This window comes from Flavobacterium sp. ACAM 123, from assembly GCF_000264055.1.
Lineage (GTDB): Bacteria > Bacteroidota > Bacteroidia > Flavobacteriales > Flavobacteriaceae > Flavobacterium.
This window is the reverse complement of sequence record NZ_AJXL01000098.1, coordinates 1-14,425: the sequence shown is the minus strand read 5'-3', so window position 1 is coordinate 14,425 and position 14,425 is coordinate 1. Positions and strand designations below refer to the sequence as shown.

12 protein-coding genes are annotated in these 14,425 nt (G+C 35.1%); 9 read left to right on the top strand and 3 right to left on the bottom strand.

Annotated features, from left to right (window positions below):
- Positions 1 to 86: 86 nt before the first annotated feature.
- The 3 genes from A3SG_RS0114770 to ahcY form a co-directional block, all read right to left on the bottom strand.
- Positions 87 to 2,033, bottom strand: coding sequence for an aconitate hydratase (locus A3SG_RS0114770; protein ID WP_016990782.1), 1,947 nt, complete (start codon positions 2,031 to 2,033; stop codon positions 87 to 89).
- Positions 2,034 to 2,576: 543 nt separating this feature from the next.
- Positions 2,577 to 3,143, bottom strand: a complete 567-nt coding sequence (locus A3SG_RS0114765; RefSeq protein WP_016990781.1) for a hypothetical protein — start codon at positions 3,141 to 3,143, stop codon at positions 2,577 to 2,579.
- Positions 3,144 to 3,540: 397 nt separating this feature from the next.
- Positions 3,541 to 4,857 (bottom strand): adenosylhomocysteinase, encoded by a 1,317-nt coding sequence (ahcY, locus tag A3SG_RS0114760; RefSeq protein WP_016990780.1) that lies wholly within the window; start codon positions 4,855 to 4,857, stop codon positions 3,541 to 3,543.
- A 269-nt stretch (positions 4,858 to 5,126) separates the two neighbouring features.
- Between ahcY and A3SG_RS0114755 the strand changes: the two genes are divergently transcribed.
- The 9 genes from A3SG_RS0114755 (at position 5,127) to A3SG_RS0114715 (ending at position 14,156) form a co-directional block, all read left to right on the top strand.
- Positions 5,127 to 5,774: a 4'-phosphopantetheinyl transferase superfamily protein gene (locus tag A3SG_RS0114755; RefSeq protein WP_016990779.1), complete on the top strand. Its 648-nt coding sequence runs from the start codon at positions 5,127 to 5,129 to the stop codon at positions 5,772 to 5,774.
- Positions 5,775 to 5,860: 86 nt separating this feature from the next.
- Positions 5,861 to 6,514, top strand: coding sequence for a transposase (locus tag A3SG_RS0114750; RefSeq protein WP_157485492.1), 654 nt, complete (start codon positions 5,861 to 5,863; stop codon positions 6,512 to 6,514).
- A 63-nt stretch (positions 6,515 to 6,577) separates the two neighbouring features.
- Positions 6,578 to 7,324 carry a geranylgeranylglyceryl/heptaprenylglyceryl phosphate synthase gene (locus A3SG_RS0114745; RefSeq protein WP_016990777.1) on the top strand — a complete coding sequence of 249 codons (747 nt, stop codon included), beginning with the start codon at positions 6,578 to 6,580 and terminating at the stop codon, positions 7,322 to 7,324.
- Complete coding sequence (gene pnuC, locus A3SG_RS0114740) at positions 7,321 to 7,944, top strand: nicotinamide riboside transporter PnuC (protein WP_016990776.1); 624 nt, start codon at positions 7,321 to 7,323, stop codon at positions 7,942 to 7,944. The genes A3SG_RS0114745 and pnuC overlap by 4 nt, the downstream gene beginning before the upstream one ends.
- Positions 7,905 to 10,019 (top strand): DUF4301 family protein, encoded by a 2,115-nt coding sequence (locus A3SG_RS0114735; protein ID WP_016990775.1) that lies wholly within the window; start codon positions 7,905 to 7,907, stop codon positions 10,017 to 10,019. The genes pnuC and A3SG_RS0114735 overlap by 40 nt, the downstream gene beginning before the upstream one ends.
- 38 nt (positions 10,020 to 10,057) lie before the next feature.
- The gene (gene arfB / locus A3SG_RS0114730; protein ID WP_016990774.1) at positions 10,058 to 10,462 is read left to right on the top strand and encodes an alternative ribosome rescue aminoacyl-tRNA hydrolase ArfB; all 405 of its coding nucleotides are present in this window, start codon (positions 10,058 to 10,060) and stop codon (positions 10,460 to 10,462) included.
- 258 nt (positions 10,463 to 10,720) lie between these two features.
- The gene (locus A3SG_RS0114725; protein ID WP_016990773.1) at positions 10,721 to 12,940 is read left to right on the top strand and encodes a TonB-dependent receptor; all 2,220 of its coding nucleotides are present in this window, start codon (positions 10,721 to 10,723) and stop codon (positions 12,938 to 12,940) included.
- 95 nt (positions 12,941 to 13,035) lie between these two features.
- A complete protein-coding gene (locus A3SG_RS0114720) occupies positions 13,036 to 13,377 on the top strand; it encodes a hypothetical protein (protein WP_016990772.1) in 342 nt (113 codons plus the stop codon).
- A 62-nt stretch (positions 13,378 to 13,439) separates the two neighbouring features.
- Positions 13,440 to 14,156, top strand: a complete 717-nt coding sequence (locus A3SG_RS0114715) for a GLPGLI family protein (RefSeq protein ID WP_016990771.1) — start codon at positions 13,440 to 13,442, stop codon at positions 14,154 to 14,156.
- The last annotated feature ends 269 nt before the right edge of the window (positions 14,157 to 14,425 follow it).

The following is a 14,425-nucleotide window of genomic DNA, read 5'->3' as shown; positions in this document are numbered from 1 at the left end:
GTTTTTTTGCTTTATAATAGATAGATTTGCATAAATTGTGCAATTTTACATTTCAAAAAAGATCAGAAAGACGCCCGTTTGATACATCATTGATGTTTCACTAAATTAATGACCCCACCTTTTAAGATAATTTCAGCTTGTCTTTCGCTGATCGTATAAGTGAGAATGATTTTAATATCTTTTCCCTTTACCGTAGCGGTTACTAGATCGTTATTCTTGATTGCCGCCCGTAATCCTTCTATGTTTAAAACATCACCTTGTTCCAGTTTGTCCCAGTCTGCAGGATTCTTAAACTCAAAAGGAACAATTCCGAAGTTAATTAAGTTTTGCCAACCAATACGAGCGTAAGATTTAGCTACAGCAAATTTTTGACCGAGATATTTTGGCGCTAAAGCGGCATGCTCCCTACTTGACCCTTGTGCAAAATTATCGCCGGCTATAACACAATAACCCTTGTGTTCCTTTTGGTTTTCGATGGCTCGATCATAGAAAGTTGGATCAATGGCATAATAGGAGTACTTGCTTATTTCTGGAATATTGGAGCGCAATGGTAATACTTCAGCTCCCGCCTTTAGAATACCATCTGTAGAAATATCATCTCCCATTTTCAATAAAATCGGGACTTCTAGCGTATCTGGTAGCGGTTCAAATAAGGGAAGTGTTTGGATGTTTGGTCCTTTGATCAATTTGGTTTCACCGCCATTTGGGGCGATGAGCATCTCCTTGACAATCTTTATTTTAGCGGGTTCTTTCCATTGTGGGTAGGAGATGTTTAGTAGTGTTTCAAGATCTCTTGGATCTGTTATTTTTCCTGTCAATGCGGCTGCGGCCGCTGTTTCTGGGCTACACAAATATATTTTATCGTCTAATGTGCCAGACCGTCCTGGGAAATTTCGGGGCATAGTTCTTAGGCTAATAGTGTTCGTGGCAGGAGCTTGTCCCATGCCTATGCATCCCATACAACCAGATTGATGAAGACGTCCGCCGGCAGCGATTAATGGACCCAAAGCTCCCATTTCCATTAAATTATCTAATACTTGGCGCGAAGATGGATTGACATCAAAAGAGATTTCAGGAGAAATAGCGTGTTTTTTTAATATTTCGGAGACAATCCAGAAATCACGCAATCCTGGATTTGCGGAGGAGCCTAATACCACCTGGTTTACACTTAACCCACTCACTTCCCTAACTGTAACGACATCGCCAGGACTTCCGGGAAGTGCAATCAAAGGCTCTACGGTAGCCAGATCAATTTCAATTTCTTTATCATAAGTGGCGCCTTCGTCTGCTTCCAGTAGCTCCCATTGGTCTTCTCTTTCTTCCTGTTTTAGGAATTCGCGAGTAATGTCGTCAGACGGAAAAACAGAAGTTGTTGCGCCTAGTTCTGTACCCATATTAGCGATGACATGGCGATCCCATGCGCTGAGCGTTTTTAAACCAGGACCATAATATTCTAATATATAACCGCGTCCGCCAGTGACATTGTATCTGCGAAGCATTTCTAAAACAATGTCTTTAGCGCTCACCCAGTCAGATAGTTTACCGATTAATTTGATACCCATTACTTTTGGCATTTTTACATAATAAGGCTCACCTGCTGCTGCAAGAGCAACATCTAAACCACCCGTTCCTATGGCAAGCATCCCAATACCACCTCCTGCAGGCGTATGACTGTCTGATCCTAAGAGTGTTTTGCCAGGTCTGCCAAAACGTTCCATGTGAACCACATGGCTAATTCCGTTTCCAGGTCTGCTAAACCAGAATCCAAAACGTGCCGCTGCCGACTGTAAAAAAAGATGGTCGTCCATGTTCTTATAATCTGTTTGTAGCAAGTTGTGATCGACGTACTGAACAGCTATTTCAGGTTTGGCTTTTTTAAGTTCAAAAGCTTCTAACTCTAGCATGACCAGCGTACCAGTGGCATCTTGAAGTAGTACTTGATCAATTTTTAACCCGATTTCAGTTCCGGGAATCATCTCACCCGAAATGAGGTGAGAGCTTATTAATTTTTGACTGACATTTTGTGCTTTCATGATAGGGAGTATTAGGAACAATTATAGAAAATGGCTCAAAGCTTAATTAACAGGTAAATTGTTAAGCGATTTAGCTTAACAATTTGAATGTATTATGCTGAAAATTAAAATGTAAGTTAGTTAAATAATCTGATTAAATGGCTAAAAAGGGAGTGTTAATTGTAGTTATCGGTTAATCGTGATTTGGCTGCAAACGTATTTTTAGGTCAAGCTTGCAGTCTAGATTTAGGAGCAGAGGGAGCTGTAGACTCCTAAGGAAGGATAGAACAAGTGATAGATTACAACAGTTTTAGTTGAAGTTGAACCGGAATTAATTCCCTCACTCTAGCCTTGGCGGGGAGAGGCAGTCGAAGTGTGAAACGGATTATGTGACTGTTTAGTGTCTATTGGAATGACGGGTGCTTAGAGGTATCAAGATGTTTAAACAAACTGTAGCGCGTCTAAATATTGATATCGATTTTATGATGGCAGCGTTTCGTCTATTGCGGTTTATAGTATTGATTGGAGTATTATTATTATTATTATTATCCACTTGACAAATACTTATTGCAATTTGAAATAATAAAGCATTGGATTGCCACAAACTAATTGAGTATCCTTATCTTCTATTTTTTCACCAATGTAAAATGCTGTTAATTCACCTGAATCTTTGTTTATAGTATACTCCCAAACTTCTTTGTTTGAATACAAGAATTCGGTAAAAGAATACGAATCTGGATTTTCAGAAAAATCAATCTTCTCTGTTTTGACTAAATCCCATTTTTTTGAATCACGATATAATTCGTAAAACAGAATTTCATCAGTAGTTATGGTTATCATTTTAGCAACTACCCCATCATCTCTTATCGCCCAATTTGCTTCTTTATAAATCCATTGCCAATTCCCTATTAAACTATTTATTTTGTCCTTTCTAAAAATAGCTTTTAAAGAGTCTGCTTTTTTGATGGCAATTTGGGCAATTTGAGTGTTAGGGTTTGCTGCATAAACAAATGTGTATAATCGGGCGGCAGTTAAATAGTCTGGATATGCTACCGTTTTTTTTGCTAATTTAAATGTTTCCTTTTGGTCCTCATAGTTCATGTTATCTTGAGCCCAAATTTGACTTGTCATAAACAGTAACAAAAATAATATGGGATTTTTCTTTTTTATTTCTTTTTTTTGGATTGTCTTTCTAATTAGCTTGATGTTGGTCTTTTTATCAAATATACATATTTATAAAACTATTTTATAGGGTTTCTCTTTGTTTGAAAAGCCATTGTGAGGATGATTGATTCTTAGTAAGAAATTACAATATTGTTTAAATATTGCTGCGTGAGGGATAGCAGTGGAAATCCTTTATGAAACGCAGTGGAGTAAAGATTGAAACGTATAGCCCGACCCCTTGTTGCGAGGAGGAACGACGAAGAAACTAAAAGGGTCACGCCCAAAAACAAAAACCCTCACTTTTCAGCAAGGGTTTTTATAAATATAAAATTAGATTGATTCTTTGTTGGAATGACAAATAGGACTAGTATCTGTAGTATTCTGGTTTGAATGGACCTGAAACTTCAACGCCTATGTAAGCTGCTTGATCGTCACGTAAAGTCTCTAACTCAACTCCTAATTTAGCAAGGTGTAACATGGCTACTTTCTCGTCTAAGTGTTTTGGTAACATGTATACGTCATTGTTGTATGCTGCACTGTTTTTCCACAATTCGATTTGAGCCAAAGTTTGGTTTGTAAAGGAGTTACTCATTACAAAACTTGGGTGACCTGTAGCACAACCAAGGTTAACTAAACGACCTTCAGCTAAAAGGATGATGTCTTTACCATCGATAGTATATTTGTCTACTTGTGGTTTGATTTCCACTTTAGAACCGCCATGGTTTGTGTTTAACCAAGTAACAGCAATTTCGTTATCGAAGTGGCCTATGTTACAAACGATAGTTTTATCTTTCATTTGCTCGAAGTGAGAACCAAGAACAATATCTTTATTTCCAGTTGTAGTAATTACTATATCAGCATTTCCAACAACAGTGTTTAACTTTTTAACTTCAAAACCGTCCATTGCAGCTTGTAATGCACAAATTGGATCGATTTCAGTAACGGTAACAATAGATCCAGCACCTCTAAAAGAAGCAGCAGTACCTTTTCCTACATCACCATATCCACATACAACCACTCTTTTACCAGCAAGCATAATATCAGTTGCACGACGAACTGCATCAACTGCAGATTCTTTACAACCGTATTTGTTGTCAAATTTCGATTTAGTAACCGAGTCGTTCACGTTGATAGCTGGCATTGGTAAAGTTCCAGCTTTTACTCTTTCGTATAATCTGTGAACTCCAGTTGTAGTCTCCTCAGACAAACCTTTAATTCCAGCAACTAATTCTGGGTAACGGTCGATAACCATATTAGTCAAATCTCCACCGTCATCAAGAATCATATTCAATGGTTTTCTGTCTTCACCAAAGAATAATGTTTGCTCGATACACCAGTCAAAATCAACTTCGTTCAACCCTTTCCAAGCGTAAACTTGAATACCAGCAGCAGCCATAGCAGCAGCAGCTTGATCTTGGGTAGAGAAAATGTTACAAGAAGACCAAGTTACTTCAGCACCAAGAGCAATTAAAGTCTCGATTAAAACTGCAGTTTGGATTGTCATGTGTAAGCATCCCGCAATACGAGATCCAGCAAGTGGTTGTTCATCTTTATATTCAGAGCGAAGGGCCATTAAACCTGGCATTTCAGCTTCAGCTAGTTCAATTTCTTTTCTTCCCCAGGCTGCTAGAGAAATGTCTTTTACTTTGAAAGCCACAAAAGGCATAGTTGTAGTACTCATTTATAGTATATTTGTAAGTGTAAATTTTTTGCAAAATTACGGAATAAGTTATGATTATAAAAATATTCCCGCCTATTTATGAATTGTTTAGGAGTGTAATCTTTTATAAATCAATAAAATAAACTTTAAATTAACCTGAATTTTATTTTCAGGAGCTATTCCCGCTGTTCACTGTATCTTTTTATCCTGAATTCAGTTTAGGATCCTGAACTGAATTCAGGATAAAAAGGATGCCGTTTCCATCGGGGCTACGAAATCAAGTAAGTAACATGCCTTTAATCAAAACAATACACTTTAATTCCTCGACAAAAATTTTCGTTTGGAAAATTACCGAATCTTATAATGAGTTATTTGAGACAGTAATTCTAAACGACAAAAATAAACTTCGTCTAACAAGCATGAAATCTGAACTGCATCAACGCGGTTTTCTCAGCGTTCGTCAACTATTACAGAAAGCGGGATACAATGATTTAGATTTGTATTATGATGAATTCGGGAAACCACATCTAACAGATGATAAGCACATTTCCATTACCCATTCTCATCATTTTTCAGCCATTATTGTTAGTAATGAAACCGTTGGAATCGATATCGAATTGCAACGAGATAAAATCATTCGTATCGCCGATAAATTTTGTGATTCAGAAAATCAATTTCTATCTCGAAGCTTCGAAGCTGAAAATAAAGAAGATTACATTCGCAAGCTAACCGTAATTTGGGGCGTCAAAGAATCCATTTTTAAAATCAGAAACGAAAAAGGAATTAGTTTTAAAGATCATATTAAAGTTGGTACTTTTGAGTTGCAGGATAGATTGGGCCAAGCTGAACTGCATTTTGATAGCATAATAAAAGAGTTCAAGATTTATTTTGAAGAGATCGATAACTTTACTTTAGTCTATGCTTTCGAGAAGGTTTGACAAGATTTTACAACTTTTTAAAAGTTGTCAAATCTGAGTTGTCAAATCTGAATTTTAAAAACAAAACACAGATAAAATCCCAAAACATGACAAAAAAGGAACATTATTACACCAGATTTGAAAACGATGGAATTTATCATGTTTATAATAGAACAGTAGACCGAAAACCGATGTTTACATCTAATGAGAATTACACTTATTTTATTCGTCAGTTCGATAAATACTTGTCCGATTATGTAAAAATTTATGCCTATAATTTATTAGGAAATCATTTTCATTTTATGATAAAAGTTAATAATTTGACAGATTTGACAACTTTTGGAAAGTTGTCAAATCTAACAACTGAAAAATTGCCAAATCAACAAAAAACCACACACGATATCGTAAGTCATCAATTTAGAAAGTTTTTTCAAAGTTACGCAATGGCTTTTAACAAAGAGAAAAACAGAATCGGAACCCTTTTTCAAACCCCATTTAAACGCGTTAGAGTAGAAGACGAAAATTATTTAAGAGAATTAGCGTGTTATATTAATACCAATGCGCATAAACATAACTTGGTTAAAGATTTTAGAGATTGGAGATGGTCCTCTTATCATAATACGATATCAAATAAAGAGACGAAATTATTAAAAGAAGAATTGATTAGTTATTTTGACGACATCGATAATTTTATATACTGTCATTTGGAATATGGGAGTAAAATAGACTCAATTGAAAGAGATTTTTTTATTGAGGATTAAAAAAAATATAAATGATTTGACAACTTTATAAAAGTTGTCAAATCTTAATAAATGGATTAACTAATGACTTCAATTTACAATCAAATCCTTAAAGCTAAAGCGAACGACCAGAAACTACTGGCTATTCTAATCGACCCTGATAAAGTAGTATGGGCAGTCTTAGAGGATCTTATAAATAAAATTAATCAATCTCCGGCAACCCATATTTTCATTGGTGGAAGCCTTGTCGAAAATAATATTATAGACGAATTAATTATTTGCTTAAAGCGAAAAGTCAATTTGCCGATAGTACTTTTTCCTGGAAATCCGTCTCAGATTTCTAAAGAGGCCGATGCCATTTTGTTTCTTTCTTTGATATCAGGAAGAAATTCCGATTATTTAATAGGGCATCAGGTAAAGGCAGCACCTATTCTAAAGCGCACCCAGCTTGAAATAATTCCTACCGGTTATATCTTAATAGATGGCGGCAACGAAACTGCTGTAGAAAGGGTAAGTAAAACAGAACCATTGGACAGAACTAATTTGGAGTTGGTGCTTGCAACGGCTCAAGCCGGCGAAATGCTGGGCAATAAGTTGATTTATCTCGAAGCGGGTAGCGGTGCAAAACAGGCAGTTCCTTTAGAAATGATTGATTTAATCTCTAAAAACACCGAAATACCTTTAATTGTTGGTGGTGGAATTGTAGATTTACTCGGAATTCAAAATGCCTATGATTCTGGAGCTGATTTAGTAGTTATAGGAACCGCTTTTGAAAGAGATTTTGACTTCTTTGAAAGGACTAAACAACAGCTAATCGAACATAAACAATGATAGAGTTTTTTCTAAATGCGTATCAAGACGTTTCTACAACCCATATTATATTGGAGTTTATCGCCTTTGTATTCGGAATTTTAAGCGTGTGGTACGCGAGACAGGAAAATATTTTAGTTTATCCCACAGGATTAATCGCAACAATAATTTCGGTATACCTTCTTTTTATAGCGGGTTATTTAGGAGATATGATGATTAATGGGTATTTTACCATAATGAGTATTTATGGCTGGTATAAATGGTCTCGAAAAACAGAAGACAGCGACAACCTGCCAATTACAAGGACAAATAACAGAGAAAAACTAATAGGGATAGGATTGTTTTTTATTACAATTTTTGTAGTTTTCGGTATTTATAAGGTTTTTGACTATGAAATAAATACAGACAATTATATTGATATTGTGGCCTCCGGAATATTTTTTACCGGGATGTGGTATATGGCCAATAAGAAAATAGAAAACTGGATCCTTTGGATTATTGGGGATATAATTGTAACTCCTTTGTATGCTTATCGCGGACTAGGGATGTTATCATTACAATATTTAATTTTTACAATTTTAGCTATTTCAGCCTATTTAGAATGGAGAAAAATCTTAAACAAGAGCAATCTGCAATTATAAAAATTGCCATGTTTGGACCAGAAAGTACTGGAAAAACAACTTTAGCAATACAACTTGCCGATCACTATAAAACAGCTTGGGTTCCCGAATTTGCGAGGGATTTTCTACAGGATAAATGGGATAGTAGCCAACTTATTTGTGATGTTGATGATATGCTACCCATAGCTTACGGTCAAACTAAATTTGAGAATTACAGCCAGTCCATCGCTAACAAGTATTTGTTCTGCGACACAAATTTATTGGTAACTAAGGTTTTTTCAGAGGTATATTACAACTACTGTGATCCTTTATTAGACAAAGCTGCCCAAGAACATGAATATGACTTGTTTTTCCTTACGGACATTGATGTGCCATGGGAAAAAGATGATTTAAGGGATAAGGCGGAAGGACGGGACGCTGTTTTTGCCGTTTTTAAAAAATCATTGATAGATAATAATAAACCATTCATAACACTTTCCGGGGATAAGAATTTAAGACTAGAAAAAGCCATTGTAATTGTTGAGGACTTGACAAAGACTAAAGAAATGGGCTTGTCTTCGCTTGATTTTGTCCAAATTTACAACCATGCGATTCCATTTGAAAATGTGTTTAAGCAATTGAACACATTCAAAAAGGGCATTTCAAAAATGATGCTGGTCGAGCCCGCAACGGTGTTTAATGGGATTCTAAAACTTTCAGAGAAGGATTTTAAAATTAAAGCTAATTTTTTTGACAGCCATAAATCAAATTTAAAACTGTTGAAATTTGTTCCCGCTTCTGGTGCCGCCAGTAGGATGTTCAAATTTCTGAATGTTTTTCTGAATGAGTTTGATTTATTAAACGAAAGTATCAATGCGTATATAAATAGGAAAAAGGATAATGAACTTGCCATTTTTCTTATTGGGATGGATAAATTCCCCTTTTTTGAGGCAATTGACAAAAAGTTAAAAGAGGAATTAGTAGATTTTGACTCCATTCATAAGGATTATAAAAATTATTATTTCATTAAATTACTAATGTCTTCTGATTATTTTGATTTTGCCAATAAACCAAAAGGAATTCTACCTTTTCATAACTACGGAACTACTATCTCTACCCCTATAGAGGAACATCTAAATGAATGTGGTTATTATTCGAGTTCAAATGGTATTTCTCATTTGCATTTTACGGTATCTGAAATACACCAGCAACAATTTGAAAACGTAGTCGATACGATCAAAGGTAAAGTTGAAAAAAAATCGGGCACAGCAATAAATGTTAGTTACTCTTATCAAAACAAGAGTACAGATACGATTGCGGTTGATGCATTAAACAATCCGTTTAGGAATGAAAAAGGAGAATTAGTGTTCCGGCCGGGAGGTCATGGTGCCCTCATCGAAAATCTAAATAATTTAAATGCAGATATAGTTTTTATCAAAAATATAGACAATGTAATTCAAAACAATAACGTGAAAGTTGCTAGATATAAAAAAGCGTTGGCTGGAATAGTACTGGAATACCAACAGCAGGTGTTTGCTTATTTGAATCTACTTGATGATACTACGGTAGAGCAGGATATGATCGAAGAAATCACGTGTTTTTTGAAGGAAAAACTAAATAGAGAAATGCACGATACCTTTGCTGTATTAAGTTTAGAGGATAAAAATAGTGCTGTTAAAGGTGTTTTAAACAGACCAATACGGGTATGTGGAATGGTCAAAAATGAAGGAGAACCTGGAGGGGGTCCTTATTGGGTTAAAGGCCAGAATGGTGTTGTTTCCTTGCAAATTGTTGAATCTTCACAGGTAGATATGAACGATGAAAAGCAAGTAAAACTAATGGGTAGAGCCACTCATTTTAATCCTGTTGATTTAGTTTGCGGAATTACAAATTACAAAAATGAAAAGTTTGACTTAAAGGATTTTGTAGATCCTGATAGCGGTTTCATTGCAGAAAAGAATACAGCTGGGATAAATATAAAAGCTTATGAATTACCGGGTCTCTGGAATGGAGCTATGGCAAACTGGTTGACTGTGTTTGTCCAGGTACCGTTGCTTACTTTCAATCCGGTAAAAACGGTAAATGATTTATTAAAATCAGCACATCAACCTCAATAATTTAACTATAATAATCCCGAAGTTTCGGGAGAGGATAAATGGAAATACAAAAAATAATAGTAGAAGCACAATACAAAGCCGTTAGGAGCAGTGGTGCCGGTGGGCAAAATGTTAACAAAGTCTCATCTAAAGTTGTCTTGACTTTTGATGTGCAACGTTCTGGAGGATTAAGTGAAGAAGAAAAGGAATTGCTGAAAGTGAATTTGTCTTCGAGATTAACCACAGATTTTGTTTTAATCCTAAATTGTGATGAAGACCGGAGCCAACTCAGAAATAAAGAAATAGTTACTAAACGTTTTTTGGCAGTTATCAAAAAAGGCTTGGAGGTGCCGAAAATTAGAAAGGCAACAAAAATTCCTAAATCAGCGATACGAAAGCGGATTAAAAATAAAAAGAGCGTATCTCAAATTAAGAATAATCGCCGAAAACCAAATCTTGATTAATGTCGGTTTGCGGACGACTAAAAATTTGGTATCTGCTTTAGGATTTTTGGTTTTTTTAAGATTACCTTTGCACAGTCTCAAAGGGGTGCTCTAAATAACGAGCTGAGATCATACCCAACGAACCTGAGCGAGTAATGTCGCTAAGGGAAAAAACAACAAAATGATAGAGTGCACGCTATTGTTTTGTCGTAGGAAACAATCATTTATTTAACTTAACAAAAGGAATAATTCCCCCTTTTATTCGTAATCTATTTACGGATGAACACTTTATCTTTCAAAAAAGGCCAAGAGCCAAAAGGCAAAAGGCTAACACGATTAATTCAAGCATTTTTTATACTTCTCACGCTTCACTTTTCACTTTCTACTTTTTCACAAGCTAAAGACACCACTTCCGTTAACAAGCTAGATGAGGTACTAGTTTCGGCTATTCGGGTTACTACAAAAACACCAGTAAGTTTTAGCAATTTAGACAAGAAGGATATCAAATTTAGAAACTTAGGACAAGACATTCCTATTTTAATGAATTATTTGCCCTCAGTGGTCACCACTTCTGATGCTGGAAACGGCGTTGGGTACACAGGCATAAGAGTACGTGGTAGTGATGCTACGCGAGTGAATGTAACAATCAACGGAATTCCGTATAATGATTCGGAGAGTCACGGAACCTATTGGGTCAACATGCCCGACTTTGCTTCTTCTTTAGAGAGTTTACAGTTGCAACGCGGCGTAGGAACTTCTACTAACGGGGCGGGTGCCTTTGGCGCAAGCCTAAACATGTTAACTGACTCTTATTCAAAAGAGAGCAATGGAGAAATCTCAAATTCTTTTGGGAGTTTTAATACCAGAAAGCATACCGTGAAATTCAGTACCGGTTTGCTGAATGATCATTTTGAATTAGCAGGACGTGTTTCTGCTTTAAAATCAGACGGGTATATCGACAGAGCGGCTTCTGATTTAAAATCCTATTTCTTACAAGGAACTTATGTGGGGAAAACGACCTTAATTAAGGCGTTGGCTTTTGGAGGTACAGAAAAAACGTATCAGTCCTGGAATGGTTTAGAAGATCTAGATTTGCTAAAAAATAATAGAACTTTCAACACTGCGGGAATGTACACAGATACATCGGGAAATACCCGTTTTTATGATAATGAAACTGATAATTACCAGCAAGACCATTATCAATTGCATTGGAATGAAAAAGTATCAACGAACTGGAGGACTAATTTAGCGTTTCATTACACTAAAGGGAAAGGCTATTATGAAAACTACAAAGAAAATGCTAAATTCTCTGCCTATGGATTAACTCCAATTGTTATTAATGGTACAACAATCAATAGAACAGATCTAGTGCGTCAAAAATGGTTGGATAATGATTTTTATGGTACCACGTTCTCAGCTATTTATAACAATGAGAAATTAGAAATGATTTTTGGTGGTGGGTACAACAGGTACGAAGGAGATCATTTTGGCAAAGTAATTTGGGCTCGTTACGCGTCAACAAGTGAAAAGCAAGATCTTTATTATGACGACTATGCTTCTAAAAATGATGGAAATATTTTTGCGAAAGCCAATTACCAAATTGCTGATAAACTGAGTTTATTTGGAGATTTACAATTAAGAAACGTTCACTACAAGGCTAATGGAACTGAAGCTGGAATGGTAAATGATAACTTTAACTTCTTTAATCCAAAGGCGGGTTTAAATTTTGAAATTAACACTAATAATGCGCTGTATTTTTCATACGCCAGAGCCAATAGAGAACCTAACAGAACCGATTATGAAAATGGAAGTCCGATCCCAGAAAAGTTAAATGATTTTGAATTGGGACTACGTCATGCTACGCAAAAAGTAAAATTTAATGCTAACCTATATTATATGGGATATAAAGATCAATTGATTCTTACGGGAGAGTTAGATGATGTGGGTGCTCCAATTAGAAAAAACAGTGGAGATAGTTATCGTTTTGGACTAGAGCTTGACGCTACAGTTGCACTGTCTGATAATTTGCTAATCAGGCCTAATGTGACTTTAAGTACTAATAAAAATAAGGATTTTTTCTTTACGAGAGATGGCGTTTTAACAGCTTTGGGGAATACAAATATTGCGTATTCTCCAGATATTATTGTGGGTAACGTCGTTACTTTTTTACCGGTACGCAATTTCCAAATATCATTTTTGTCTAAGTTTGTGGGAGAGCAATATATGGGGAATATCGACTCGGAAGGATCTAAGTTGAAATCGTATTTTGTCAACGATTTGAATGTGTCTTATGAGATTAAGCCCAAATCAGTATTCAAAGCAATAGTAGTATCCGTTTTAGTGAATAATATTTTTGATTACAAATATATTTCTAATGGTTATTTTTATACCTATGACGATGATTATTCTAATCCACCAGCTGTTACAACAATTGAAGGGGCGGGTTACTATCCTCAAGCAGGAATTAATTTCTTAGCAGGGTTGACTTTGCAATTATAATTTTATATGTATCGTATTATAAAGCCTGAAAGCAGATGTTTTCAGGCTTTTTTGTTTAACAGCTTCAATTAACGTGACTTTATCTTGTTAAATTCTTGTCAATTACATCAGTTAATGCCTTAAATACGTTTTTATTTTTTTTATCTTGCATTTGGTTAACCACAAAATTATTTATAAACTTTAAAGATTTAATTATCAAAAAATTATTATTTACTGCTCTAGCAGTGGTAGCGTTTAGTGGAGTTGCAATGGCAGAAGACAGTAGTGAAAAAGAGGCTTTTTTATTTTCTAGAGATTGTTTTGCAGAAGGGGCAGATTATATTAATAATGAGTATGATCCTAATAATACTCGCTCAAACGAGGATAATGAAGAGGCATATACAGCTTATTACACGCAATGCCAAAAAGAAGAGGGACAGTATATTGCAGCTTCTTAAATAAGTCACGTAACCTTACCCTAAAAACTCGGTTAAAGTTTTGAGGGTTTTATTTTTAAACGATGAAAAACCTAACTTTTTTATTTCTTTTTATTTCTTTTTTAGCGTCTTTAGAATCTTATAGTCAATCACTTTCTGGAAGGGTGATTTATAAAGTACAAGTAGTAGGTTATGGTACTAATAAAGAATCAAAATTTAAAGAATATAATGCTGCAATAAATGAGATTGCAAACAAGCAAACACTCACTTTGACTTTTAATAGTATACAATCTAGTTCTGTTATGGATCGTTATTTGATCTCTGACGCAGAGAATAATGCTTTAAATAGGTCGGCAAGTGCTATGGCATTTGTATTAACTAACGGAGCTGATTATTTTTTTGACAAAACATCGAGTACCGCTGTTAAAAGATATAATAACGGACGTTTAGTGAAAAACACACACAAAGTATTAGAGTGGGACATTACTGCAGAAAGTAAAAAGATTGATAATTATTTATGTTATAAAGCAGTCTACTTAGATAAATTTGTAAATAGAATTGGAGTGGATACTGTAATCCCAATAACCGCTTGGTTTGCGCCAAGTTTGCCTTACAGTTATGGTCCGAAATATTTTAATGGATTGCCAGGGCTTATTTTAGAATTACAAGATAGAGAAACCACCTTTTTAGCCTCGTCCATATCTATTTCTAATATCGAGGAATTGAAAATTGATTTTCCAAAAGGGAAAACCATTGATCAGGAAGAGTATGATAAGAGATCTCTTTATAGAAATAAATAAATGTGCAAAACTACATTTTTTTACAATCTAATCATTCTGCTAAATACGCATAATAACTGTTGTGAGTAATGACGATACAAACAAAGCATTAGAATCCGCCACTTTGATTGCAAATCCCTTTCAGGAAAAGGTAAGTCGTTAATTTATATTTACCATTATCAGTAGTTTACGAATTATTTTGTAAAACAATAAGTATTAATTTTTTGTTAATTATATAAGTTATCTCTTTATATCGTTTTTTTTTTTTTGTATATTTACTTTGGTTAACC

Coding starts and splice junctions, on each gene's coding strand:
- A3SG_RS0114770 (WP_016990782.1), bottom strand. CDS start 2,033: ATGAAAGCACAAAATGTCAGTCAAAAATTAATAAGCTCTCACCTCATT.
- A3SG_RS0114765 (WP_016990781.1), bottom strand. CDS start 3,143: ATGACAAGTCAAATTTGGGCTCAAGATAACATGAACTATGAGGACCAA.
- ahcY (WP_016990780.1), bottom strand. CDS start 4,857: ATGAGTACTACAACTATGCCTTTTGTGGCTTTCAAAGTAAAAGACATT.
- A3SG_RS0114755 (WP_016990779.1), top strand. CDS start 5,127: ATGCCTTTAATCAAAACAATACACTTTAATTCCTCGACAAAAATTTTC.
- A3SG_RS0114750 (WP_157485492.1), top strand. CDS start 5,861: ATGACAAAAAAGGAACATTATTACACCAGATTTGAAAACGATGGAATT.
- A3SG_RS0114745 (WP_016990777.1), top strand. CDS start 6,578: ATGACTTCAATTTACAATCAAATCCTTAAAGCTAAAGCGAACGACCAG.
- pnuC (WP_016990776.1), top strand. CDS start 7,321: ATGATAGAGTTTTTTCTAAATGCGTATCAAGACGTTTCTACAACCCAT.
- A3SG_RS0114735 (WP_016990775.1), top strand. CDS start 7,905: ATGGAGAAAAATCTTAAACAAGAGCAATCTGCAATTATAAAAATTGCC.
- arfB (WP_016990774.1), top strand. CDS start 10,058: ATGGAAATACAAAAAATAATAGTAGAAGCACAATACAAAGCCGTTAGG.
- A3SG_RS0114725 (WP_016990773.1), top strand. CDS start 10,721: ATGAACACTTTATCTTTCAAAAAAGGCCAAGAGCCAAAAGGCAAAAGG.
- A3SG_RS0114715 (WP_016990771.1), top strand. CDS start 13,440: ATGAAAAACCTAACTTTTTTATTTCTTTTTATTTCTTTTTTAGCGTCT.